The organism is Variovorax sp. P5_A3, assembly GCF_056400665.1.
Genome location: NZ_JBFUKW010000012.1, coordinates 106,428 through 131,736, shown reverse-complemented (window position 1 = coordinate 131,736; position 25,309 = coordinate 106,428). Strand labels below are relative to the sequence as shown.

General features: G+C 65.7%; 22 protein-coding genes. 12 read left to right on the top strand and 10 right to left on the bottom strand.

Annotated elements, in window-relative coordinates; translation table 11 throughout:
* Window positions 1-80: 80 nt before the first annotated feature.
* Together AC1D3B_RS19810 and AC1D3B_RS19805 are read right to left on the bottom strand one after the other, a co-directional pair.
* Window positions 81-938: an aldo/keto reductase gene (locus AC1D3B_RS19810; RefSeq protein ID WP_478192368.1), complete on the bottom strand. Its 858-nt coding sequence runs from the start codon at window positions 936-938 to the stop codon at window positions 81-83.
* A gap of 61 nt (window positions 939-999) precedes the next feature.
* Complete coding sequence (locus AC1D3B_RS19805) at window positions 1,000-1,929, bottom strand: hypothetical protein (protein WP_478192367.1); 930 nt, start codon at window positions 1,927-1,929, stop codon at window positions 1,000-1,002.
* A gap of 82 nt (window positions 1,930-2,011) precedes the next feature.
* Here AC1D3B_RS19805 and AC1D3B_RS19800 point away from each other — a divergent pair, with 82 nt between their 5' ends.
* The 11 genes from AC1D3B_RS19800 (at window position 2,012) to AC1D3B_RS19750 (ending at window position 13,862) form a co-directional block, all read left to right on the top strand.
* The gene (locus AC1D3B_RS19800; protein ID WP_478192366.1) at window positions 2,012-2,674 is read left to right on the top strand and encodes an alpha/beta hydrolase family protein; all 663 of its coding nucleotides are present in this window, start codon (window positions 2,012-2,014) and stop codon (window positions 2,672-2,674) included.
* A gap of 129 nt (window positions 2,675-2,803) precedes the next feature.
* Window positions 2,804-7,102 carry a GAF domain-containing protein gene (locus tag AC1D3B_RS19795; RefSeq protein WP_478192365.1) on the top strand — a complete coding sequence of 1,433 codons (4,299 nt, stop codon included), beginning with the start codon at window positions 2,804-2,806 and terminating at the stop codon, window positions 7,100-7,102.
* Between the two features lie 224 nt (window positions 7,103-7,326).
* The gene (locus AC1D3B_RS19790) at window positions 7,327-7,683 is read left to right on the top strand and encodes an STAS domain-containing protein (RefSeq protein WP_286569115.1); all 357 of its coding nucleotides are present in this window, start codon (window positions 7,327-7,329) and stop codon (window positions 7,681-7,683) included.
* A complete protein-coding gene (locus tag AC1D3B_RS19785; RefSeq protein ID WP_478192364.1) occupies window positions 7,683-8,120 on the top strand; it encodes an ATP-binding protein in 438 nt (145 codons plus the stop codon). Before AC1D3B_RS19790 ends, AC1D3B_RS19785 begins: the two co-directional genes overlap by 1 nt.
* 44 nt (window positions 8,121-8,164) lie before the next feature.
* Window positions 8,165-8,791 (top strand): hypothetical protein, encoded by a 627-nt coding sequence (locus AC1D3B_RS19780; RefSeq protein ID WP_478192363.1) that lies wholly within the window; start codon window positions 8,165-8,167, stop codon window positions 8,789-8,791.
* A 58-nt stretch (window positions 8,792-8,849) separates the two neighbouring features.
* A complete protein-coding gene (locus AC1D3B_RS19775) occupies window positions 8,850-10,715 on the top strand; it encodes an OmpA family protein (protein WP_478192362.1) in 1,866 nt (621 codons plus the stop codon).
* 2 nt (window positions 10,716-10,717) lie between these two features.
* A complete protein-coding gene (locus AC1D3B_RS19770) occupies window positions 10,718-11,212 on the top strand; it encodes a Rab family GTPase (protein ID WP_478192361.1) in 495 nt (164 codons plus the stop codon).
* Window positions 11,213-11,215: 3 nt separating this feature from the next.
* Window positions 11,216-12,430: a PP2C family protein-serine/threonine phosphatase gene (locus AC1D3B_RS19765; RefSeq protein ID WP_478192360.1), complete on the top strand. Its 1,215-nt coding sequence runs from the start codon at window positions 11,216-11,218 to the stop codon at window positions 12,428-12,430.
* A gap of 215 nt (window positions 12,431-12,645) precedes the next feature.
* The gene (locus AC1D3B_RS19760; protein WP_478192359.1) at window positions 12,646-12,933 is read left to right on the top strand and encodes a hypothetical protein; all 288 of its coding nucleotides are present in this window, start codon (window positions 12,646-12,648) and stop codon (window positions 12,931-12,933) included.
* Between the two features lie 194 nt (window positions 12,934-13,127).
* Window positions 13,128-13,472 carry a hypothetical protein gene (locus AC1D3B_RS19755; protein WP_478192358.1) on the top strand — a complete coding sequence of 115 codons (345 nt, stop codon included), beginning with the start codon at window positions 13,128-13,130 and terminating at the stop codon, window positions 13,470-13,472.
* Window positions 13,473-13,598: 126 nt separating this feature from the next.
* Window positions 13,599-13,862 (top strand): hypothetical protein, encoded by a 264-nt coding sequence (locus AC1D3B_RS19750; RefSeq protein ID WP_478192357.1) that lies wholly within the window; start codon window positions 13,599-13,601, stop codon window positions 13,860-13,862.
* 2 nt (window positions 13,863-13,864) lie between these two features.
* Here the strand turns inward: AC1D3B_RS19750 and AC1D3B_RS19745 are convergent, their stop codons facing one another.
* The 3 genes from AC1D3B_RS19745 to AC1D3B_RS19735 all read right to left on the bottom strand — a co-directional run bounded on the left by AC1D3B_RS19745 (window position 13,865) and on the right by AC1D3B_RS19735 (window position 17,394).
* A complete protein-coding gene (locus AC1D3B_RS19745) occupies window positions 13,865-14,059 on the bottom strand; it encodes a hypothetical protein (protein WP_478192356.1) in 195 nt (64 codons plus the stop codon).
* An 89-nt stretch (window positions 14,060-14,148) separates the two neighbouring features.
* A complete protein-coding gene (locus AC1D3B_RS19740) occupies window positions 14,149-15,351 on the bottom strand; it encodes a tetratricopeptide repeat protein (RefSeq protein ID WP_478192355.1) in 1,203 nt (400 codons plus the stop codon).
* 12 nt (window positions 15,352-15,363) lie between these two features.
* Complete coding sequence (locus AC1D3B_RS19735) at window positions 15,364-17,394, bottom strand: bifunctional metallophosphatase/5'-nucleotidase (protein ID WP_478192354.1); 2,031 nt, start codon at window positions 17,392-17,394, stop codon at window positions 15,364-15,366.
* 401 nt (window positions 17,395-17,795) lie between these two features.
* On the opposite strand from AC1D3B_RS19735, the gene AC1D3B_RS19730 reads away from it, so the two are divergent.
* Complete coding sequence (locus AC1D3B_RS19730) at window positions 17,796-20,183, top strand: catecholate siderophore receptor Fiu (protein ID WP_478192353.1); 2,388 nt, start codon at window positions 17,796-17,798, stop codon at window positions 20,181-20,183.
* A 70-nt stretch (window positions 20,184-20,253) separates the two neighbouring features.
* Here AC1D3B_RS19730 and AC1D3B_RS19725 read toward each other — a convergent pair whose 3' ends face one another.
* Genes AC1D3B_RS19725 through AC1D3B_RS19705 form a run of 5 tightly spaced genes read right to left on the bottom strand, consistent with a single transcriptional unit; the run spans window position 20,254 to window position 25,159 of the window.
* Window positions 20,254-20,964, bottom strand: coding sequence for a GntR family transcriptional regulator (locus AC1D3B_RS19725; RefSeq protein ID WP_478192352.1), 711 nt, complete (start codon window positions 20,962-20,964; stop codon window positions 20,254-20,256).
* Between the two features lie 25 nt (window positions 20,965-20,989).
* The gene (locus AC1D3B_RS19720) at window positions 20,990-21,745 is read right to left on the bottom strand and encodes an aspartate/glutamate racemase family protein (RefSeq protein WP_478192351.1); all 756 of its coding nucleotides are present in this window, start codon (window positions 21,743-21,745) and stop codon (window positions 20,990-20,992) included.
* On the bottom strand, window positions 21,742-23,178 hold the full coding sequence (hydA, locus tag AC1D3B_RS19715; RefSeq protein WP_478192350.1) for a dihydropyrimidinase: 1,437 nt from the start codon (window positions 23,176-23,178) through the stop codon (window positions 21,742-21,744). Before hydA ends, AC1D3B_RS19720 begins: the two co-directional genes overlap by 4 nt.
* A complete protein-coding gene (locus AC1D3B_RS19710) occupies window positions 23,175-23,894 on the bottom strand; it encodes a maleate cis-trans isomerase family protein (RefSeq protein ID WP_478192349.1) in 720 nt (239 codons plus the stop codon). Before AC1D3B_RS19710 ends, hydA begins: the two co-directional genes overlap by 4 nt.
* Window positions 23,895-23,926: 32 nt before the next feature.
* Window positions 23,927-25,159: an MFS transporter gene (locus tag AC1D3B_RS19705; protein ID WP_478192477.1), complete on the bottom strand. Its 1,233-nt coding sequence runs from the start codon at window positions 25,157-25,159 to the stop codon at window positions 23,927-23,929.
* Window positions 25,160-25,309: the final 150 nt, after the last annotated feature.

Genomic DNA, 25,309 nt, shown 5'->3' with positions numbered 1-25,309 from the left:
CCCCTGCCGGGGGCAACACCTGCGGCCCGGCTGAGCCGGTTCCGCGGTGTTTCACGTGCGGGCCTGGCTTTGCCGGCCGGTTAGATCATTGCGAGGGGGGTTTTGCGGGTTGGGGGTGGGTGGAGGCGGTTGATTTCTGTCAGGTCGTCGGCGCTCAGTTTCAGTTCGGTGGCTGCGAGGTTTTCGCGGAGGTGGGTCTCGCGGACGGCCTTTGGGATGGCGACTACGCCGGGTTGGGAGATTGCCCAGGCGAGCGCTACTTGGGTTGCCGTGACGCCGAGGCGTTGCGCGATCTTCGAGAGGCCTGCATCCTTGGCCAGCGCACCCTGGTCGATGGGGCTGTAGGCCATCAGGGGGATTCCTCTTTCGCGTAGCCAGGGGAGCAGGCTGAACTCCGGGCCGCGCTCGGCGACGGAATAGTAGACCTGGTTCGCTGCGCAGTCCGCGACGTCGCCGCACGCGCTGGCGAGTTCTTCCATGTCGTCGGTGTCGAAATTGCTGACGCCCCAACGTCGAATGCGACCTTGTGCGGCCAGCGTGCGCAGGGCCTCGCAGGTTTCGGTGAGGGGGTGTTCGCCGCGCCAATGCAGGAGGTAGAGGTCGACGTGGTCGAGGCCCAGGCGCGCCAGGCTGCGCTCGCACGCCGCGGGCGTTCCCTTGCGGCTTGCGTTGTGTGGGTACACCTTGCTGACGATGAAGAGCTCTTCGCGCCGGATGTCGCCGGCACGTAATGCATCGGCCACTGCCTCGCCGACCACTTCCTCGGCGCCGCCTTCGCCATACATCTCGGCGGTGTCGATCAAGCGGTAGCCCATGTCGATGGCGGCGCGAACCGCGGCGACTTCGGCCTTTCGGCGACCGGCTACTTCGCCGATGCGCCAGGTGCCGAGGCCGAGCGAAGGGATCGACGCGCCGTCTGGGAGATCGAGGTATTGCATCAGGCCTCCTTGCGAAGCGCAGGCGTGCGCGCCCGCAGGAGGCCAATGCTAACGGGGCGAATCAGCGGTAGCCGGTCTCGTTCGGGTTGTGGATGATCCAGATCAGGTTGCCGCCCGACACGTTGCCAAGGCTGCCGCCCGCGAAGATCAGGCGGCCCTGGCCTTTGTAGGTCATCTCCAGGCGATGGCGGTCGCCGCCGAAGTAGAACGGGATCCAGGCCTTGCCCGTCATGTAGGCGCCGCTGTCCGTGGGCTCGCCAGCGAGGTCAATGACCTGCTTCCAGGACATGCCGATCTGCAGTTGGGTGAACTTCGAATTCCTGGCCGGATTGCCGGTGATTTCGCCTTCGTAGTTATTGATGCCCTTGACCGTGCGGCCGCTGCCGGATTCGACCAGCGAAGAGTCAATCACGTTGCCCTGGGCGTCCATGCCCGGCTTCGCGCCACCCTTCGCAGGAGCGGGGGCGGCTGCCGGAGCCCCTGCAGGCGCTGCTGCCACCGGCGCCGGTGGCGGGACAACCGGCGCGCTCGTTTCAACGACCGCAACCACGCAGCGGTCGAGGTCGATGACGGAGCGGTTCGTCTTCGGCGTGTACGCGTAGTTCGTGATCTTGGCCGTGGCGTCGCCGCCCTTGAAGCCGGGGCCCACTGCCTTGCAGCGGAAGTATGTGTCGTCATCCGCCTGTACCTCATACAGTCCTGCGGGAAGGCCGGCGGTCCTGGACTTGGTCAGGTTCAACGCCACGGTCTTCCCGACGAGAGCCTTCCTGGCCTTGGCGGCGCCATCGCTCACCGTCTGGGTGATTTCCGCGTAGCTCATCCCGGCAGCCTTGCGGGCGACGGTGTCGGTCGACGGCGCCGCAGGCGCAGCCGCGACAGGTGCGGGGGGCACTGGTGCAGTTTCCGTTGCGCGCTGGGCGGCGCATCCGGCGAGCAGGACTGTCACGGCAGCCGCCGCGGCGATACCGGTCGAAGGGATCCTCAAAGTCACGTGTGAAACTCCTTGTTACAGAACTTCCATTATTCATGATGGAGGCTTCAGCACCTGGCTGACACCCCATACGGACTCCCCCATGCAGAAAGTCTCGATCCGGATCAATGATGAACTGAACGTCTCGGGCATCGTGCAAGCGCCGAGCGATCCACGTGCCTGCTACGTGTTCGCGCACGGAGCCGGCGCTGGCATGGCGCATTCGTTCATGACCGCGGTGGCGGATGGTCTCGCCGAGCGCGGCATCGCAACCTTGCGCTATCAGTTCCCCTACATGGAGCTCGGCAAGAAGCGCCCGGACACGCCGCCTGTTGCGCACGCCGCCGTACGTGCTGCCGTGGCGCATGCAGCGCAGACCTTCGGGTCGCTGCCGCTCGTGGCCGGCGGCAAATCCTTCGGCGCGCGCATGACATCCCAGGCGCAGGCAATCGCCCCTCTTCCACAAGTCGAAGGCCTCGTGTTCCTCGGATTTCCGTTGCATCCGGCCGACGAGCCGGCGGTTTCTCGCGCGGAGCATCTTTCCAAAGTCCGAATACCGATGCTCTTCGTCCAGGGTACGCAGGACAAGCTGGCGGACCTGGGGCATCTGCGCCCGGTCATCGACGCGCTGGGCTCGCGCGCCAGGCTGATGACGATCGAGCACGCGGATCATTCATTCCACGTCCTCAAGCGCTCGGGACGCAACGATGACGAGGTGCTGAAGGAGATACTCGACGGCGTGGCCCAATGGGTGGCCGGGCTCTGACGCTTCGTTGCCGCACATGCGCTGGCGACTGGAGGCCCGGCGTGCAGGGATCCCCTCTTCACCGCTAGACTCCACGCCGCGGTGCGCCGATCGCGCATCAACCCGCTGATCGCAGAAGGCAGATGCCCCATGGCTGAGTCCCGGTCTCGACCCCTGTCGAAGCACCCGCCGCGCGCGGGCAGCAAGCTGCGCGACCCGTTCGAGCAGTTGGTCGGCATCGGCCTGCGGCTGAACGAGCTGCACAGCGCCGGCGACGTCTTCCACCTGCTGGTCGACGAAGCCGCACGGCTGACAGGCGCACAGCGCGTGCTGCTGGTCCTCGACACCGAGACGGGCCTGGACAGCGCGGGCTCGGTCCTTCCGCCGGGTGAAGACGCCGCTGCACTCTTGCGCGCCATCACGCCCTGGCTGATCGAGTCCCGTCGCACCCGCAAGCCGACCCTGCGACACGGCCCCGAGGGCGCCGCGGCGGCCGACCAGCGTTCATGCCTGATCGCCCCGCTGATCGCGCAGCGGGAGCTGTTCGGCTACCTCTACGCCGACGTCGAAGGCTCGGTCGATCGCTTTGACCGCGTGCACCGCGACCTGCTGGCCACGCTGGCGCGCCAGGCGGCCGGTGCCCTGGCCCATGCACGTGTCCACGAGACCCTCCAGCACGAGCTTGCCGAGTCCCGCGCGGAGCGCACGCAGCGCGCCAACGAGCTCACGCTCATCAACGGCATCCAGCAAGGCATGGCCGCCAAGATCGGCTTCCAGGCCATCGTCGATCTCGTGGGCGACCGGTTGCGCGAACTGTTCGACTCCGGCGACCTGAACATCGTGTGGTGGGACGACAAGACCAACCTGATCCAGGTGCTCTACCGCTACGAACACAACCGCCCGCTCCCCCTGCCACCCCCGCGGCCGCTGACGCCCGAGCACCCCCTGAATCACATCCTGCGCAGTCGCCAGGTCGGCGTGTCGAACACGCGCGAAGAGCAGACGCGAATCGGCCTGCATCCGGCGCCGGGGACCGACTGGGCGCATTCGATCGTCGCCGTGCCGATCATCGGCAACGACCGAGTGCTCGGGATCATCGCGCTGCAGAACCACGAGCGCGAGTACGCCTTCGGGGCGCACGAGATCCGATTGCTCGAGACTGTCGCCGCCAGCATGGGCCTGGCGCTGGAGAACGCACGCCTGTTCGACGAGACCCGGCGCCAGGGCCGCGAGATGCACGAGGCGCTGGCGCACCAGACCGCCGCCGCCGAGGTGCTGAAGGTCATCGGCCGTTCGGTGGCCGACCCCGGCCCCGTTTTCGACAAGATCATCGAATGTTGCGAGCACCTGTTCGATGTCAGCTCGTTCGCCCTGATGATGGTCGACGACCACGGCCAACTCGCGCTCGCACGGTGGACGCTGACTGCAGCCGGTCGCGCCGCGATCAGCGAAGAACGCATGGCCCTCCTGAGCGCGATGATGCAGTCGAACTACCCGATGCCGATAGGCGGCACCTCGGCCGAGCTGTCATTCCGGACGGGCGATCTCGTCGAGTTCGCGGACGTCCTGAACGATCCCGCAGCGCCCCTGGTGTTGAAGCGGAACGCCGAACTCGTCGGCACGAGCTTCGCGAACCTCGCGGCGCCGCTGATCTGGGAAGGCCGCGGCATCGGCATCCTGAGCATGCAGCGCACCGAAGTCGGCCCCTTCCGGCCCGGCGAGCGTGCCCTGCTCAAGACCTTTGCCGACCAGGCCGTCATCGCGATCCAGAACGCGGAGCTCTTCAACGAGACGCAGGCGGCACTGCACAAGGTCGAGGAACGCACCGCCGAACTGACCGAGTCCCTCGAATACCAGACCGCCGTCAGCGACGTGCTGCGCGTCATCAGCGAATCGCCGACCGATGTGACGCCGGTGTTCGAGGCCATCCTGGACTGCTCGATGTGGCTGTTCGAAGGGCCCGCATCCGCCATCTTCAGCTATGACGGGCGCCTGGTCCATCTGGCGGCGACGCGCAACTGGACCCCGGAGGCGCTGGAAGCCGCGCGCGCGGTGTGGCCCGCGCCGCCCGATCCGCGCCAGCTCAACGGCCGCGTCATCCTGGAGAGAAGGCCACTGAGCATCGAGGATGCGTGGTCGGATCCCGACTACGACCGGCGGCTCGCGAACAGCGGGAACCGGCGCCGCATGATCTGCGCGCCGATGCTCAAGGACGGCGTGCCGATCGGCGCCATCACCACCGCGTGGCCGGAACCCGGCAAGACACCGCAGCGGCAGATCGACCTGCTCCAGCTCTTTGCCGACCAGGCCGTGCTCGCGACCGAGAACGTGCGACTCATCCACGAGACCCGCGATGCGCTCGAACGGCAGACCGCGACGGCGGACGTGTTGCAGGTCATCAGCGAATCGATGGAGAACGCCCAGCCGGTGTTCGACAAGATCCTGGAGAGCTGCCAGCGGCTGTTCTCCGGCACGCAACTCGGCATCTCGCTGATCGGCAGCGACGGGCTGGTGCACCTGGGCGCACACCGCGGGTCCGCCCGCGAAACGCTGGAGCGCTTCTATCCCCGGCCCATCGATCATTCGGCTTTCGGCGATTCCATGGCGGGGCCCGAGGTCCTTCATCTCCCGGATGTGCTCGCCGAGCCGCATCTGCCCGCGTTCATGCGCGAGGTCGCCGACTACATGGGCAACTTCGCGATCCTGATTGCCCCATTGATATGGGAGAGCCAATACATCGGATCGATCCACGTCGCGCGCCAGCCGCCGGAAGCATTTGCGGACAAGGAGATCAAGCTCCTCGAGACTTTCGCCGACCAGGCCGTCATCGCCATCCAGAACGCGCGCCTGTTCAACGAGACCAAGGAGGCACGCGCCGCCGCCGAGGCGACGAACGAAGCGAAGAGCGCCTTCCTCGCGACGATGAGCCACGAGATCCGCACGCCCATGAATGCGGTGATCGGTATGAGCGGCCTGCTGCTCGACACGCCGCTCGACAGCGAGCAGCAGGACTACGTCTCGACCATCCGCGACTCGGGCGATGCGCTCCTGACCATCATCAACGACATCCTCGACTACTCGAAGATCGAGGCGGGTCGCATGGACGTCGAGCAGCATCCGTTCGACCTGCGCGACTGCGTCGAGTCGGCGCTCGACCTGATCAGTGCGCGCGCGGCCGAGAAGAAGCTCGACATCGCCTACGTGTTCGAAGGCGATGTGCCGGTGGGCGTGAACGGCGATCTCACGCGACTGCGGCAGATCCTTCTGAACCTGCTGAGCAACGCGGTGAAGTTCACCGAGACCGGCGAGGTGGTGCTCACGGTCAGCGCGACCGCCCAGGGCGGAGACAGGATCGGCCTCACCTTTGCCGTGCGCGACACCGGCATCGGCCTGTCGGAAGGTGGCAAGAGTCGGCTGTTCCAGTCCTTCTCGCAGGCCGACTCCAGCACCACGCGCAAGTACGGCGGCACCGGCCTGGGCCTCGCGATCAGCAAGCGGCTGGCTGAACTGATGGGCGGCACGATGTGGGTGGAGAGCGATGGCCCGGGCTGCGGCTCGACCTTCTACGTCACCATCGAGGCGCAGACGGCGGAAGCCCCGCCGAGCAAGCGCCCGACGGTCAGCGGCGTGCACCTCGATCTCCAGGGCAAGCGCGTGCTGATCGTCGACGACAACGCCACCAACCGACGCGTGCTCGACCTCCAGACCGGCAAGTGGGGCATGGCCCCGCGCGACACCGAGTCGCCGGCGGAAGCCTTGCAATGGCTTGCAAAGGGCGAGCGCTTCGATGTCGCGATCCTCGACATGCACATGCCCGAGATGGACGGTGTCGACCTGGCACGGCGGATTCGTGCCAACAACACGACATTGCCGCTCGTGCTTTTCAGTTCGCTGGGCCGTCGCGAAGTGGGCGACGCGGAATCGCTGTTCAATGCGTTCCTGTCGAAGCCGATCCACCAGTCCCAACTGTTCGACACGCTGGTGAACGTGCTCGCGGACGAGCCTGCCGCCAAGGCTGCGCCCATCAATGCCGCCAAGCCGCAGATCGATCCGACGATGGCGACGCGCCATCCTTTGCGCATCCTGCTCGCCGAAGACAACGCAGTGAACCAGAAGCTCGCGATGCGCCTGCTGCAGCAGATGGGCTACCGCGCCGATCTCGCCTCGAACGGCATCGAGGCGGTCGAATCGGTGCAGCGACAGACCTACGACGTGGTGCTGATGGATGTGCAGATGCCCGAACTCGACGGGCTCGATGCAACGCGCCAGATCTGCACATTGCTCGATGCGACGCAGCGTCCGCGCATCGTCGCCATGACAGCCAATGCGATGCAGGGCGACCAGGAGATGTGCTTCGCGGCGGGCATGGACGACTACCTCACCAAGCCGATCCGCGTCGAGCGCCTTGTCGAAGCCCTGCATAACGTGCCCGCACGCAACGATCGGTAACGAGACGCTTCAGAAGCCCGTCGCGCATGCATTGACGCATCGGCACTCTGTCGACGTGACCGCGATTTGGGCGTAAGCTAGAAAAAGGTTCTACCTGTTGCTCTCTATCTATTGCTGGTAAGTCGCTCTTGTTTTCTTTTAGAAACAAGAAGAACTTGCAAACGAGACAGTTCTCGCATGTAGGACCCCATTCAGACCCCATCGATATCGACTGCGGAGAGTGTATGGACCTGAGGAGCGAACAGCTGGCTGACGGCGTGGAAAAAATCAGCCTGGTCGGACGCATGGACAGCATCGGCGGGCACGACATCGACATGCGTTTTGCGGCACTCGTGGCGACCCGGAAGCTTCTTGCCGTGGTCGACATGTCCGAAGTGTCCTTCCTGGCATCCATCGGCATCCGCACACTCGTGATCAATGCAAGGGCGCAGTCATCGCGCGGTGGCGTGATGGCTCTCGCCAATCCTCAGCCCCTTGTCGCGGAGGTGCTCAAGATGGCAGGGATCGATACGATCATCCCGGTCTACCCCGACGTCGATACCGCCTGCAGCGCGCTGATGGCGGCTGCCGAGAGCCGCTGATGACTCCGATCGACGGGGAGCCACAGGCATCCCTGATCGTTGACAGCGAGTTGCGCGAGCTGCCTCGCGTCAGTGCCTGGGTGCACGATTGGGCAGAGCAACAGCACCTGCCGGACAGAGTCGCTCAGAACCTCGATCTCTGCTCCGCCGAGGTCGTGACGAACATCATGACCTATGCCTGCAGCGATCATGCGCAGCGCATCTTCCTGCACCTGGGTTGGCAAGGCCAGGACGTGGCCCTGGACGTCGAGGACGAGGGCAGCCAGTTCGACCCGCGTCAGGTGCCCGCGCCGCCACCGGCGACCAGCGTCCACGATGCACGCATCGGCGGCTGGGGCATTCCGATCCTTCGCCACTTCTCCGATGGCTTGCGCTACCGCCACGAAGACGGCCGCAATTGCCTGACGCTTCTCTTCCGGGCGTCGGCACCGCACTGATCCAGCTTCGACAACCCACCATCCACAACCGAGGAGTCAAACCCATGGCCACTGCAGCCAAAATCCCCCAAGGCATCGATACGCAGAGCGCGCTGGCGGCACAGGCGGCGCTCGTCGCCGCACAGCCCAACGGTGCAGGCGAGAGTTCCGGTGTCGACAAGATGCGCGAGTTGTTGTTCGGCAACCAGATGCAGGACTACGACAAGCGCTTCTCCATTCTCGAGGACCGCTTCCAGCAAAGGCTGCGCGACATCGAATCGGAGTCGACGCGGAACCTGGCAAGTCTCGAATCCACGATGAAGAAGCAGCTCGAATCGGTCGCCGGCCAGTTCCGCGAGGAAAAGGACCTGCGTTCCGATGCCGACAAGGAGCTGGAGCGCAGCCTGCGGGATCACACCCAGACGCTGGAGAAGCGCCTGGCGCAGCTGTCCGACCAGCTCGCGCGGCACGAGCGCGATTTCACGGACCGACTGAGCCACGAGATCCAGGGCCTGCGCGAAGAAATGCGCAAGCGCCAGGACGACAGTCGCGCCACGACCGAGCGCATGTTCGCCGAGCTCAGCAACGTGAAGACCGATCGCAACCTGCTTGCGGGCCTGTTCGTCGAGATCGCCAAATGCCTGAATCAGGACGTCGCGCCCAAGGGCGGCAACGGCATCGAGCGCGGGTGAACCGCGCGTCTGGCGCGCCAGTTCACCACGTTCGACCGGACGCCCGGGCGGAGGCGAGGTGAACGCGCGCCTGTCGCTGACCGCGACGAGTGCGCCCGGCAGCGCTTCCAGCGAAGATAAGAACACGCGGTTGGCCGGCCTCCTGATGGAGTTGGCGCGTTGCGTCGATCCCAGCGTGGCCGCGGCAGTGCCGAGCCGGCTTGACGCCGATCCGCGGCTGGACGCCCTGCGAGGCGTGCTGCTCGAACCCGAGCAGGCGGCACTGGCACGGCTGCAGCAGAAGATCGACGACCCGGACGAATTCGCCGACGCGGTAGGCACGGTGCTCCCTGCCGCCTTCAGGCTGGCGGCGGCGGCGAAGGACGATCGCCTCGGCCAGGCCATCGCACCCACGGTCGAGCGGGCCACCCAGGCCTCGATCCAGAAGAACCCGGGCACGATGGTCGACATCCTCTATCCCGTGATGGGGCCGGCGATCCGCAAGGCGATCGCCGAGACGCTGGAGGGTTCTCTGCAATCGATCAATCAGGCGCTCAAGCACAGCCTGTCTTGGCGCGGCCTCAAGTGGCGCATCGAAGCATGGCGCAGTGGGAGCACCTTCGCCGAGGTGGTGCTGCGGCACACCGCGGTGTTCAGCGTCGAGCACCTCTTCCTGGTCCATCGCAAGACCGGCCTGTTGCTCGCGCACGTGGCGAGGGACGATGCGACCACGCGCGACCCGCAACTGGTCTCGGCGATGCTCTCGGCGATCCAGGATTTCGTGCGCGACTCGTTCGATGAATCCGGCAGTGGCGGCGCGAGCGGCCGCAGCATCGACAGCCTGCGCCTCGGCGACCTGCTGCTGTGGTGCGAGGAAGGTCCGTCCGCCTTCCTGGCCGCCGTCATCCACGGAAATCCGCCTGCGATGGTGCGCACGCGGCTGGGCGAAACGCTGGGATCCATCCACGAGCAATGGCACGCAGAGCTTGATGAATTCAGCGGCGACACCGCTCCCTTCGAGGAAGCCGCCGAGCGCATGCGGCCTTGCCTGCTGTCGCAGACCGCCGAGACGCACAGGAAGATTTCGCCGCTGCTCTGGATCATCCCGTTGGCGCTGCTCGTCGCCCTGGGTTACTGGGTCGGCCAGCGAATCGTCGAGCGCCAGCGCGTCAGCGCCTACGTCGCGGCGCTGCAAGAGCAACCTGGCATCGTCGTGACAGGCTTCGAACGGCGCGACGGAAGGTGGCTGGTGTCAGGTCTGCGCGACCCGCTGGCGATGCCTCCTGAAGCACTGCTGGGGCAGTCCCGCCTGGACCCATCGCTGGTCGTCGGCCGCTGGGAGCCCTACCAGGCGCTGCATCCGGCCATCATGTTGAAGCGTTTGCAAGCCACGTTGAATCCGCCGGCGACGGTCAGGCTGTCGCAGGACGCGAGCGGCGTGCGCGTCACGGGCAGCGCAACGCCCTACTGGATGGAAAAGGCGCGGGCCTTCCTGCTGACCTTGCCTGCCGGCGCGCCGACGATCGACCTCAGCGCGCTCCAGGATGTGCAGGATCCCAACTACGTTCGCCTGCACGACGCCATCCAGGCCCGCCTCATTCACTTCGAGAACAACGTGGCGCGGCCCGCAGTCAGCCAGGAAGGCGAGCTAGACGCCCTTGCCGCCGAAGTGCGCGAGCTGATCCAGGTGTCGCGCACCTTCGGCTTCCCGGTGAAGGTCACGATCGTCGGCCATGCCGATGCCACCGGCAAGGAAAACTCCAACCTCGCCCTCAGCCTGGGGCGTGCGGAAGTCGTTCGCTCCATGCTGCGTGCGCGCGGCGTGGACCCGACATTCCTCGCCGTGCGTGGCGCCGGCCCCCTGGAGCCGTTGCGGCCCGGCGCCAGCGAAGACGAACTGTCGATGAACCGTCGTGTCTCCTTCGTCGTGAGTTCTGGCGAGTAGCGATGCTGCAAAAGAAGATCTGCCTGCTCGGCGCATTCGGCGTGGGAAAGACCAGCCTGGTGCGCCGCTTCGTCGACACCATCTTCTCGGACGCCTACCTCACCACGGTGGGAGTGAAGATCGACAAGAAGGTGGTCGCCGTCGACGCGGAGGAGATGGCACTCATTCTCTGGGACATCGCCGGCGAGGATGAGGTCGCGGCCGTGCGTGTGAGCTACCTGCGCGGCGCTGCCGGCTATCTGCTCGTCGTCGACAGCACGCGTCCTGAAACCCTCGACACCGCGGAGTCGATCCAGCGGCGCATCAGTGCGGAGATCGGCGGCGTTCCGTTCTTCGTGCTGCTCAACAAGACCGACCTCGTGGAAGACTGGGCGATCCCGCAGGAACGGATCGAAACGCTGGAGGCTGCGGGCTGGACCTTTCGCCGTACCAGCGCCAAGACGGGCCTCGCGGTCGAGGAGACCTTCCAGGAACTAGCGGCGCGCCTGGCGCGATAGGTCATGCTCGACCTTCCACCGCGGATCTCCGACTCGCTGCTGATGCTGCTGCACGCGCAACGTGTTCTTGCGCATCTGGTCATCGACGACTCGCAGAACCTGATGCAGGCCGGCGGCCACCTGGCGCACTACGGTCTGGCCGACCTTCAGTCCGGCGGGCCCGCCAGCGACCAGATCCCGTTCCTCGAAGGGCTGCTGCCGCTGGTGGAAACGCCTTTCCTCATCCGTTCGATGGAGATGCCCAGCGGCCGCGTGGCGGACGTCCATTTCTTCGCGGATGACGGCACCGTCTGGGTTCTTCTTCTCGACGTGACGGCGGAATACGAGGAGGCCCGCCTGGTGCAGCAGAAGGCCTATGACATGACCTTGCTCAGCCAGCGCGAGGCCCGGCTCATCGCGCAGCTCGAATCGGCGAACCAGGAGCTGACGCGTGCGCACGATGAGCTCGCCGCTTCCCGCGAGGCCTTGCTGATCACCCACGACCGGTTGCAGCAGGAACTGCGTGATGCCGAACGCTACGTCCGCGCCATGCTGCCGGCGCCGGTGTCCGAACCGTTGGCTGTCGACTGGCGCTTCGTTCCTTCGACGGAACTGGGAGGCGATTCCTTCGGCTACCACTGGATCGACGACGAGCACTTCGCGCTCTACCTGATCGACGTCTGCGGTCATGGGGTGGGCTCCGCGCTTCTCTCGGTGGCGGTCGCCGACACGCTGCGCTCGGAGGCCCTGTCGCGAACCGACTTCCACAAGCCGGCAGAGGTGCTCGCCGCGCTCAATCAGGCCTATCAGATGGAGAGCCACGGCGAATTGTTCTGCACCGTCTGGTACGGCGTCTATCACCGCGGCACACGCTGCCTGCGCTACGCCTCTGCCGGCCACCCGCCGGCCGTGCTCGTCAGCGGCCCTTGCGATGCCGTTGCGGATGCCCGCCCGTTGCCGGCATCCGGACCTTGTGTCGGCATCTCGCCGACCGCGACCTACAAGGACCAGGAATGCGTCCTGCCGTCGCCCGCCAGGCTCTTCGTCTTCAGCGACGGAACCTACGAAATCAACAAGCCCGATGGATCCATGCTGGCGTTCTCGGCGTTCACCGACATGCTCGGTCGGCCGGTCCGCGACGGGGAGTCCGAACTCGACACCCTGTTGGACTTTGCACGGGCAGCCCATGGCCCCGGCGTGCTCGAGGACGATTTCACGATCATCAAGATGGTGCTCTGAAGCGCTATGTCCCTGGAGGGCTGGCTCGGGTCATCACGACGGCGGTGAGCGCATCGCGCCGTGCGGCTTGACGAGACTTTCCTCACGCCTAGGCCTGCGATCTTCCAAGCCGAGAAAACGATCTTCGAGGGTCTTCAGCGATGCTTAAGACATCGCGCTGAGACTGTTTTTCAGGCAACGAACAGTCTCGAGCCAGACCGAAAGGATCAACCGCCATGAAATCTTCCGCCGCCCCCCAACCTCTCACTCCATCGCAGATTGAACTCGTGCTCGAATTGCTCGAACTGCATCAATTGGCGCCGAAGGAGACGGCCGCAAAGTTCAACCGTCTGACGCAGGTCGGCACCTTCTCCGAGGCCCAGCAGGATGCGCTCGAGATGCTCTTCGCGCTCGACGAAGGCCAGATCCCCGATGCGCTGTTCGATTTTGCGGATGACGAGGCGCGCGACGTGGTCCGCGACGGTCTGCCGCACGAGGCTCACCTCAGTTTCGTGCCTGCCTGAGGACCGGCCCCCGTCGTGTTCGTTGGGCTTCGATCCGCTCCTGGGTTGCTCGCACGCGACACATCGCGGAATTCGCGGGCAAGTTGGGCCCTCTAGTGCGAACGCCGTATTGCGCGCCCAGTCGGGGTTGCCTAATCTTCTGATCATTAGTCCTGATTACCTCTTTCATCACACCGACTTAGAGCGCATTTTTCATGTTGATCGCGATGCTCATCCTGATCGCTCTTGCATTGCGCGAGTTCTACCTCGAGCTCTGGTTGAATAGATCGGTGTGCATCAGGACCCAGCGACAAGGCTGGCTCGACGTAGAGATCCGGCGCCGGGTCGCCATGGAAAGACTGCCTCGTCACGTATCGGAATACCCCGTCCCGCGCGAGGAACGAATCCTCGTCAATCGCCTGGTCGGCATCGTGCTCTGGCATCGCGAGGTCAGTGTCGCGCTGCCCAACAGCGCCTGCGAACACCTTTCAGCCGTGACTCCCCAGGAGTTCGACCGGGAGTTTCCGGCCTGGCTTCGATTGGTGAACGGCGCCAACTGAAGTTCTTCTCGCGCCTGGAGCGGGGGAACAAGCAGACCCCCGCCTGCGCCGCCAGGCAGCCGAAATCCGGTTTAATGCACCCCCAGGGCCCCGCCACCTTGCCGGCGACCCGCAGGAAGCAAACGGATGTACACGAGTTCTCAAAGGACCGACTTCGACTACGACGGATGGAACGTCCAGATCATGCTGGCGTGGGACAGCTTCGCGCGCAGCTATTCGGCGCGCGCGGAGCTGTTTCTCGATGGCGCGTTCCGGTGCCGGATCGCACTGCGCGACGTACTCGTGGACGAAAGTCAAATCGTCTCATCGCTGCGGGAGCGATCCAAGGCATTCATCGACGATTGGCGCCAGCGCGCGCACGACGCCGACAGCGAATTCGCCGAACTTTGAGCTCAGCCGGCCCTGGAAGACTCGACCGTCCGTGAACCGAGCGGCACGTTCTGATCCGCGGCACGCGAGGCTGCGATGGCTTCACTGTCGAAATCGCCGCGATTTCTTCCCGCCGGAGACTGTGCGAGCGCGCCGCCTGCGAGCATCCATGCGGCAGCCGTGGTCGCGATGATCTTCGTGATGGGCATGACCTTCATGCTGTTCTTTTCCTGGTGTTTCCGCCGACGTCGGCCTTCAATGAAGGAGGAGGCTACCCGCGGCGCATTTCGAGTCGATGACAGCGTCATCAACGCAGCACGATGACCTGGAGCGCAACGCGCAGACCATTTTCGTAGGCCTCGTCGGCGGGGATGGCGCCACCCGGCCGGCCGGTGGCGGCCGGAACTGACGAGGTCGCCGCCGCGACCGGCGACTCGCTCGTCAACGAATCCTTCCATCGCGAAACCGGCAGCATCGCGATCTCGTTCGCGTCGTCCGGCAACACCATGCCCGCAAGACGGCCAGCGGCATCGAGAACCGGACCTCCATAGGTGCTGCCGGCTACCCCGATGCCAAGCTTCCGCCGTCCCTCATGGCCCTGGAACGCGCCGAAGAAGCCTTGGCTCAGCCAGGGCCAGGCGGGCTGCTCGTTCTCCTGTGCCGCGTATTCGAATGCGAACCCGGCACTTCCAGCGAAGGGATCGCGCGGTGCCATGACAAGCATCCCCTCGACGACCAGCGGCGTGTCCAGGCGCAACACCGTGACGCCCTGCGATGCCAGGGGCTGCGCAATGTCTGCACGCGCCAAGGTGGTCCGTCCCATCCCGTTGCGCACCCAGATCGTCTTCGTATTCCCCTGCTGGACCGGAGCGCTTGGCACCAGCGCCATCGTGCCGTTGCCGATCAGGACGCCGCCGGAGACCATCCGGGCCGAGTCCGGGACGATGGCCTGACCTCGCTCCGACACGGCCAGCGGCGCCATCCGCTGTGGCGTTCGCAGCAGGATCCCCGTTGCCACAGGCGCAGGTGACGTGAAGGCCCGACCCACGTCGAGGGCAACGGCGTCGCCCGGCAGTCGCCGGAGGGTCTCCTGGAGCACGCGTTCTGCGAACTCCCCCTGCCCGCCCGCGCGCAACAGCCAGGCGTACAACGCACCCGCCGCGCCCGACTCGAGGTGTGCGCCGGCCGTATGGGCGCAGAACGACAGTGCCCGCCGGTACTGCCCGGCCTGCATATAGGCGCGCACGAGGCCCATCTCTGTGTCTGGCGCGTGCAGCATCATGGCCGCGCGCTCGAAGGTGTCGGTCGCCGCTGCGACCTCGCCGCGCGCGAGTTCCGCCTCGGCGCGGGCCAGCAGCGCCGAACGGGCCTCCATCACTGCCGGGTCGTTGACGCGGATGTCCGTGATCGCCGCCGCGGAGCGCGGCGCGGGCTCCTGCGCGCCGCAGTCAACGCCCGGCAGGCCCAGCGCGAGCACCGCCAGGAAAAGCGTCCTCAGTGACCGCGTCAATCTCGATCGCCGTCAGGGGAGCTGGGTGATCCGCGGAATCGCCAGCGCCGGTAGCGTCGGATCGTAGGCGGCCTTCGGTGCCTTGTAGCCGCCGTTCAGGTAGGCCGTCAGCGCATCGATATCCTGGGCACCACCGAGCGCACTGGTACCGCCAAGCAGCACCGTGAAGCCGTCGCCGCCCGTGGCCATGAAGTTGTTGACGGTCACGCGATAGGTCTTGGTCGGGTTCTGCACGACGCCATTGACCACGATGTTGTCCGGCGCGCCGTTCGCAACGGGCGGTGTCACCGTCACGTCGGTGGGCGTCAGCACCACGTTCACGATCTTCGAGCAGGCCGGCGCGGCGGCGCTCCAGGAGTACTTCAGGCCGTTCGACACCTGCATCACGCGTTGTGCCGTCTGCCCCATGCAGCCGGTGAACTGCTGCTCCAGCAGATCCTTGATCTGCTGCCCAGTCAGCGTCATGGTCACGAGGCTGTTTCCGAAGGGCTGCACGGTGAAGGCGTTGCCGTAAGTGACGTTGTAGGGGTAGGTCGCGGCCGCATTCACGAAGCCGGGGTTGCGCACACCGCCGGCGTTCATGAACGCGACGACCGCGCCGCCGAGCGACGCGGGCTGCGTCGCCTGCAACTGGGCATCGGCGATCAGGCTGCCGGCGGGCATCTCTCCGGCGGCATTCGCCGTGTTCGGCAAGGCCGATGCGATCGTGCCGATGACCTGGTTGGACAGGGGCGACACGAGCGTGTTGTACCCATCGACGATGTTCCTGACACCCGGGTCCGCGGCGATGGCGTTGTTGATCGCGACATCGGTACGGTCGACCAGCCGATTGGTTGCCGACACCGCGAGCACCTTGTGCGAGCGCGGATGCAGCGTGAGATCGATGTCGGTGAGCACGCGACCGAAGGCGCTCGCGCTCGTGACGGGGACCAACCGCCCTGCGCGGTTGGGCAAGCCGGTCGGGCGCGGCGTGCTGACCGGCGCGCCGGTCACGCCCTTCACGTCGACCGTGTTGGCAGAGCAGTTGTAGGCGGCATGCGTGTGGCCGCTGATGACCAGGTCGACCTCATCGCTGAGACCCTTCACGATCGTGGCGATGTCGGAGTCGGTGCCGTCGGCGTTCTTGAGGTTGCCGTCGCAGCCGTTGATGTCGCCGACGTTGGGGCTGGTCTGGAAGCCGCCCTGGTGCACGAGCACGACGATCGCATCGACGCCCTGTGCGCGCAGCCGCGGGATCAGGGCATTGACGGTCTGTGCTTCATCGCGAAACTCCAGACCGGCCACGCCCGTCGGCGTCACGATGCCAGGCGTGCCCTTCAGCGTCATGCCGATGAACGCGATCTTCGCGCCCTGGAAGGACTTGATGCCATAGGCCGGGAACAGGGTGCGCCCCGTCGCCGTCTCGAAGACGTTGGCCGACAGCCATTTGAAGCGCGCACCGTCGAAGGTACCCGGCGCATTCGAGCCCAGCCCCTTGCAACTGTTCGGATCTGGCGTGCCGTTGGTGATCTTGCAGCCGCCGGATTGCAGCCGCCGAAGCTCGGCGGAGCCCTTGTCGAACTCGTGGTTGCCGACGGCGTTGAACTCGACGCCGATCTTGTTCAGCGTCTCGACCGCGGGCTCGTCGAAGAACAGCGCTGAGACCAGGGGCGACGCACCGATGAAGTCGCCCGCCCCCACCACGACATTGTTGACGTTCTGCGCCTTCATGCGCGCCACGTAGGCGGCAAGGTATTCGGCACCGCCTACGGCGGGACGCTGGGCCGTCGGAACCAAGGTGTTGATGCCGAAGGTCCCCGGCGTCTGGAGGTTGCCGTGGTAGTCGTTGAATCCGATGATCTTGACCTTGATCGGCTCGGGCGGCCGGCCGTGGTGACCGTTGTCGTGACCGTGGTCGTTGTCATGGTCGTGGTCCCGGCCCTTGCCGTCCCCGTCGCTGCGGGACCTGGCATCCGGCTGCGCGTGCGCCGTGGTGACCATCGGACCAAAACCTGCGGCGACCATCGTCAGCGCGCAGATCAGCGAGAAGCGGTGTTTCGACATGGGAATCCCTCCAGATCCTGGATCGCGAAAAGGTGTGGTGAGCACGCGTGTGGGCTCACGCGGGAACTATCGAGGGCGACGGTGACGATGTGGTGACGCCGGCGTGTGTTGCAGGCGACACGTCAGGGGAGGATCGGCGAGATGCGCAGGCACAGCCGGATCACCGGCATGCCTCGAACGAGGCGGCAGACCATCCGGGCAGCAGATGCAAAAAACCAACAGGTTGACCCGAAGTTCCAGGCTTTACGAAAACGCCAGGTAAAAAAGTTCGAACAAACGTATTGAGAGTAATTATCATTTGAGGCCTTCGGGGGCGCCCTGTCCCCGGTCTCGCAGCCACTCCGAATGTCAGGACCAGCCAAGAGAGACACACCTCTTCTGTCCTGCCTTTTGGAGTTCTCATGGCGTATATCAAGAGCCGCAAGCACACTGTTGCGCGCGCGATCCCACCCTTCAGCACGGCCGCAGCCGCGACGCTGTTCGCGCTGACACTGCCGGTCGCGGCGCAAACCACGTCGAACACGCTCAAGGAGATCAAGGTCGAGGAAAGCATGGGTGACTTCAAGGTCGACACCTCGGCGAACCCCAAATTCACCGCCCCGCTGGTCGACACGCCGCAGACCATCCAGATCATTCCCGAAACGCTGATGCGCGAGCAGGGTGCCACCACCCTCAGCGAGGCGCTGCGCAACACGCCCGGCGCCGGGGCCTTCTTCCTTGGCGAGAACGGCAGCACGAGCACCGGCGATTCGATCTTCCTGCGCGGCTTCGACGCCTCCGGCAGCATCTTCGTCGACGGCATCCGCGACCTCGGCACGATCTCGCGCGACGTCTTCAATATCAACCAGATCGAAGTCGTCAAGGGCCCGTCGGGCACCGACATCGGCCGCAGCTCGCCAACCGGCTACATCAACCTGATCACCAAGAAGCCGACGCTGGACAACGCCTTCTCCGGCTCGCTCACCTACGGCAGCGCCGATTTCGCCCGCGGCACGATCGACTGGAACCGCGCGATCAACGCCGAGGACGGATCCGGCACCGCCTTCCGCCTGAACGCGATGGCCGAAGACGGCGGCGTCGCCGGACGCGACTGGGTCAAGAACAAGCGCGCGGCGATCGCTCCGTCGTTCGCCTGGGGCCTGAACACGCCGACCCGCGTGTTCCTCGACTACCTCTACGTCAAACAGAACAACGTGCCGGACGGCGGCGTCCCGACGATCGGCCTGCCCGGCTACACGACGCCCGACGCCCTGCTGATCAATTCGCCGATCCTGCGCCGCACCTTCCTCAACTACGCGCAACGCGTGGATTCGTCGAACTTCTACGGCACCAGTTCCGACTTCGACGACGTCACGGCCAACATGTTCACCGCGCGCGTCGAGCACGACATCACGCCCGACACGACGATCCGCAACATCACGCGCTACGGCAAGACGTCGCAGGACTACATGCTGACCTCGTTCATGCTGGGCGGCCTCACCGCAAGCAGGGTCGGCAACACGAACACCTACCGCGGCACGGTCCCGGCCGTCACGGCGGGCTTCATCGCCACGCCGAACCCGGCGCTGCCGACGACCTGGACGGTCACGCGCAACCTGCCGACCAACAAGGACGTGGACAACACCATCTTCGTCAACCAGACCAGCCTCGCCACCAAATTCAACACCGGCAGCTTCAGCCACACGGCGAACTTCGGGCTCGAACTCCTTCGTGAGAAGCAAGAGTCCGGCAACTTCTACGCGCCCGGCTTCGCTTCGGTCAACACCACCTTTGCGCCTGCGGGCTCCTGGCCGGTCGCCAACCTCTACAACCCGAACCCGGACGTCGTCGGCTACAACCGCCTTTCGAACGGCACAGGCTCGTTCGGCCAGACCGACACCGTCAGCCTCTACGCCTTCGACACGATGAAGTTCAACGAGCAATGGCAGCTCACGGGCGGCCTGCGCTACGACCACTACAACACCGACTACTCGGCCACGGCGCTGGTACTGCCGGCGCGCACGATCACGCCGACCGATCTCAACACCTCCGGCAACTTGTGGACCGGAAAGATCGGCCTGGTCTACAAGCCGGCCGAGAACGGCAGCATCTACGCCGCCTACGGCACCTCCGCGCAGCCCCCGGGCGGCGCCAACTTCCAGCTCGCCGCCGGCGGCACGGGCAACAGCGCGAATCGCACCGATTTCGAACCGCAGGAATCCAAGACCTACGAGATCGGTACCAAGTGGGATGTGCTGCACAACAGGCTGTCGCTCACCGGCGCGCTGTACAAGACCGAAGTCACGAACGAAGTCGTCCAGGATCCGACCACCCTGCTGTACTACCAGACCGGCAAGAAGCGGGTCCAGGGCATCGAACTCGGCGTGGTCGGCGCGATCACGGACCAATGGGGCGTCAGCGCAGGCTTCACGACCATGGACACCAAGGTCACCAACGGTCCGGCCGTGACGGCCACCGGGAACGACGTCCTCGCCTACACGCCGAAGAATGCCTTCACGCTGTGGACCAGCTATCAGCTGCCCATGGGCTTCACGATCGGCGGCGGCGCCCGCTACAACGGCAAGCTCGAGCGCGGCACCGACGGTGCGGTCGGAACGCCGGCCTACACCGAAGCCTACTGGGTGTTCGACGCCATGGCGTCCTACCGAATCAACAAGAACGTCGAGCTCCAGTTGAACCTCTACAACCTGACCGACAAGGACTACGTCGCGGCCATCAACAAGAGCGGCTACCGCTACACGCCGGGTATTCCGCGTTCCGTACGCCTCACGGCCAACGTGGCCTTCTGATCCAACTTCGGACCATGTGCAAAGGGCGGCCCTCGGGCCGCCCTTTTTCATTTGCATGGAGCCAGCGAGATCACTGCCCGAGGATGCTCTCCAGATCCGCCTCGTCGCTGCCCGCATCGAGCTTGAGGCTTTCCTGGATGTGCTCCAGGTGATGCAGCATCAGCGTCTCGGCCCGCCGCGCATCGTTGCGCTTGATGGCCTCGACGATCTCCTCATGCTCGTCGGCACGGCAACTGGTCGCGGTCGGCGCGTCGTAGAGCGAGATGATCAGGCAGGTCAGCGTCGAGAGCTCGCGCATGGTGCGTGCGAGCGCCGAGTTGCCGGCGAGTTCGGCCAGCAGCAGGTGGAATTCCCCCGACAGGCGCACCACCGCGCGCGCGTCGTTGCGCTGGCGCGCCTCGGCCTCCAATTCCAGATGCCGGCGCAGTCGCTGCATCTTGAAGTCGTCCATCGTGCCGATCAGCCGTCGCAGCACGCCGGGCTCGATCAGGCGGCGGGCCTCGAACACGTCGCGCGCCTGCTCGATGGTCGGCTTGGCGACATGCGCTCCGCGCTGCGGCACCAGTTCGACGATCTGCTCGTGCGCCAGTCGCGCCAGCACCTCGCGCACCTTGGCGCGGCTCGTGCCAAAGATCGTGGCCAGCCGGTCCTCGCCGAGCTTGGTGCCCGGCGCCAGGCGATGTTCGAGGATCGCCGTGGAGATCTTCTCGGCAATCGCGTCGACACTCTGCTCGCGGACCGGGCCGCTCGCTTCCTTGGGAGAACTCAGTTTTTTTGGCATGCGCTTCGATCTTAGCGACGGCGCTTCATCTCTGCGTTCGGTCCCGCGCGAGAAGCCGCGCAATGCCCTCGGGCAACCCGTGATTGGGCTTGATAGGCGGCGGCGCGAAACTGCCCTGCCGCGCCGGCAAGGTGCCCAGCGAAACCAGCGTCTGCGCGTGGCACACGGCGCTCGACACGCCATCGACCACGGGCACCGGAATCCGATCCCGGATGGACCGCGCCAAGCCCGCCAGCGGCGCACCGGCGATGATGATCACGTCGGCGCCGTCGTCCTGCACGGCCGAGTGGCAAAGCGCCTCCAGGCGCGCGGTGTGGTCTTCCTGGACGCGCCCGATGTCCTTCAGCGGATTGTCCAGGTTGCGGATGCTGGCCAGCCGGTCGCTCAGGCCGTTGGCGGCGACGCATTCGCGGTACCACGCAGCGATGCGATGCGAGATCGCCACGATCGAGAAACGCTTGCCCAGCAGGCAGGCGCTCATCAGCGCGGCCTCGGTCAAACCGACAACGGGGATGTCCAGCACCTCGCGCAGCCCGTCGATGCCCGGATCGCCAAAGGCGGCCACCACGATCGCATCGTGCTGGTCGCAGTGCTCGGCCGCCAGTGTCGCGGTCGCATAGGCGCCGATCAGCGACTCGAAGCGCGTCTCGATGTAGGCCACGCCGAAGGGCGCGGTCAGAACGCTTACTTGCGTGTCCGGCGCGGCGGCGCGCCGGGCCTCGGCCGCGATGAGGTCCGAAACGCTCTGGGACGTATTGGGATTGATCAGCAATAGTTTCATGGCGTGCCTCGCTGTTGCGGCGCCGGCAGCAGGGTCGGCCTTCCGCGCCGCAGGAACTGTCCGCGCCCGGCGCGCGGATGGAATGCCTTGCCATCCCACACGACCTCTCCGCGCGCGATCGTCATCGCCGGCCACGCCTTGACGTCGATGCCTTCGTAAGGCGTGTAGTCCACGGCATGGTGCAGGTCGGCGTTGCGCACCTGCCTGGGCGTCGCACCCCAGACCACCAGGTCGGCGTCGGCGCCGATCGCAATGGTGCCCTTGCGCGGATGCAGACCGTAGGCCTTGGCAGGGTTCGTCGAAGTCAGTTCGACAAACCGATTGATCGTGATGCGCCCATCGAGCACGCCGTGCGAGAACAGCAGCGGCAGGCGCGTCTCGATGCCCGGAATCCCGTTGGGGATGTGCCGAAATTCGACTTCCTTGCCACCCGGCTTCTTGCCCTCGGGCGCGTCGTAGCGAAACGGCGCATGGTCGGACGAGAAGATCGTGAACAGGCCATCGGCCAGTCCGTTCCAGATCACCTGCTGGTTGTCCTTGTTGCGTGGCGGTGGGCTGCACACGCAGCGGGCGCCGCCGTAGCTGTCGTCGATGCCGAGATCCTCCGCCGTGAGGAACAGGTACTGCGGGCAGGTCTCCGCGAACACATGCAGGCCGTGCGAGCGCGCCCAGCGGATCTGCTCGACAGCCTCCTTGCCCGAGACATGGACAATCATGATCGGTACGTCGACCAGCTCCGACAGCGCAATGGCGCGATGCGTCGCCTCGCGTTCGACCAGCATCGGCCGCGAATGCGCATGGAAGCGCGGCGCGGTGCGGCCACTGGCCTCCAGGCGTTTGGTCAGCCACTCGATGCAGTCCGCGTTCTCGGCATGGATCATCGCCATCGCGTCATGACTGCGCGCGACGTCCAGCACGTCCAGGATCTGGCCGTCGTTCAGCTTCAGATCGTCGTAGGTCATGTAGATCTTGAACGACGTGTAGCCCTCGGCAATCAATTGGGGCAGTTCGTTCTTCAGCACTTCCTCGGTGGGGTCGCTGACGATGAGGTGAAAGGCATGGTCGACGTGTGCGCGGCCTTCGGCGCGCTCGTGATAGTCGCGCACCGCGGCGCGCAGCGACTGGCCCTTCTGCTGCGCCGCGAACGGGATCACGGTGGTCGTGCCCCCGCAGGCGGCGGCGCGCGTCCCGGTGTCGAAGTCGTCCGCCATGCGCACGGGTGCTTCCATGGGCTGGTCGAGATGGCAATGGGCATCGACACCGCCGGGCGTGACGAATGCGCCTGCAGCGTCGATCTCGCGGCGACCTGACGGCAATCCCAGGCCCAGTTGCACGATCCGGCCATCGGTGATGCCGATGTCGCCATCGAAGGTGTCGCTTGCCGTGGCGACACGCGCGTTGCGTACCACGAGGTCGAAGGTAGTGGCGCTCATGCGAACAACCCTCCCCAGCCCTTGATCTGGCGCGTGTCGACGCCAGCGAGCTTCAACGCCTTCCACACCACGGTCGCCACCGAGTCGTAGATCGGGATGCCAAGCTCGCGCTCCATCTCGTCCACCAGTGGCGCGCCATGCAGGTTGGTGCACATCACCGTGATCGCGTCGGGCTTTTTCTGCGCGACTTCACGCAACATCGCGCGCAGCGTGTCCGCGCCGACTTCGGCGAACGAGAAGTTCACCGTCAGGTCGAGGTGCCGCTCCGCCACGCACTCGATGTCCAGGGCCGCGTAGTTGGCGACGATGCGCTGCTGCACGTCCTCGACATACGGCGACACCAGCCCCAGCGTGCGCGCGCCCTGTGCGGCCAGGAGCTCATTGAGCGCAATCACCGAGGTGGTCGCCGGAATCCCGGTCACTTCGGTGATGCGGGCGCACAGCGCGCGATCCCGCTCGAAGCCGAGCCAACTCGCGGAAGTGCCGCTCCAGCAGATCACGTCGACGTTCGCATCGGCCAGCAGCGTCGCCGCATCGAGGATGGTGCGCTCGTCGAACTGGTTCTGCGACTTGTCGCCCATCGAGATCTCGGTCACGCGGAACCGCGAGAAGTGAGCGGAGACGCCCGGCACGCCGGCGACCATCGCGCTGGTCAACGGCTCGAGTGCCGTGTTGGAAGATGGCGTCAACACGCCGATGCGTTTGGGCTGGGACATTTCGCGGATCTCGAAGAGTGGACTGGAGACGCCTAGACGGGCAGCTTCTTGCTGTAGTCGATCAGCAGTGTGGAGCAGATGAACAAGCCTGCGCCAGCCGCGGCGAAAAGCATCAGCGCCATGAAGTAGGAACCGGTCGCCTGCACGATCAGGCCGACCACGATCGGCACGCCGATGCCCGCGACATTGCCGCCCAGGTTCATCGTGCCGCCGAGGAAGCCGACGTGCGCCCTGCGGCCGAGGATCGAAGGCACGCACCAGAACAGGCCGCACCAGCGCAGGAAGAACAGCGTGACCGACAGCAGGATGACCACGGTGACCGGGTTCGTGATCTGCGACACCATGTAGATCGCGATGGTCGCGATGACCGAGGAAATGCCGAACAGCGTGCGCAGCACCTTCGTGTTCGAGGCGCCGGCAGCCTTCCATTTGTCGGCCAGCCAGCCGCCGAACATTTCGCCGACGAAGCCCGAGAAGAACATGATGAACACCGCGCCGCCCATCTGCTTGATGTCGAAGCCGTGCACCTTGGAGAGGTAGTTGGGCATCCACGTGAGCAGGCCGTAGAAAAGCGCGTTGAAGCACATCCAGCCGAAGAACATTCCCCAGACCGAACGGAAGCGCAGGAAGTCGACCAGTCGACCACTGGCACCCTCCGGCTCGCTGGCGGCGTCCTGGGCCTGGCTGGCCTCGATGTACTTCGCCTCGGCTTCGTTGACGCCGGGATGTTCACGCGGATGGTTGCGGATGTAGCTCCAGGCGAACAGGCCGGCGACGACGGTGCCGACGCCCGCGATGACGAAGGCCAGGCGCCATGAGCCGAGCACGGCGATGAGCGCCGAGATCAGGATCGCACCCAGCGCGGCGCCCAGCGGCGCGCCGCCGTCGAGCAGGGTCGCACCCCGGCCGCGCTCGTTCTGGGTCATCCAGATGCCGTTGAGCTTGCCGCCCGCCGGATAGATCGGTGCCTCCGCGGCACCCAGGCCCAGGCGTGTCAGCAGCAGCGGAACCCAGCCCGTGCAGAAGGCGGCGATGGCCTGGAAGAAGCCCCAGCCAAGCGTCGCGCCGGCGATGACGACGCGCGGCCCGAAGCGGTCGGCCAGCATGCCGCCGGGGATCTGCATCAGCGCATAGGTCCAGAAGAAGGAACTGAGCAGCAGGCCCTGCACGGCCGGCCCGATGTCGAATTCCTTGGCGATCATCGGCATCGCCACGGACAGCGAAGCCCGGTCGATGTAGTTGATCGAGATGAGGAACAACATCATCAGGAAGATCTTCCAGCGGACCTTGGAGGGCTGGAGGGTCGTGTCGGGCGCTGCGGCCGCGGCGGTCGCTGTCGCGCCGGCCGTCATGGTGGGTTGCATCGGTTTGTCTCCTTGCGGGGGCATGAGGCGCCAAGCTGCCGGGAGTGTGAC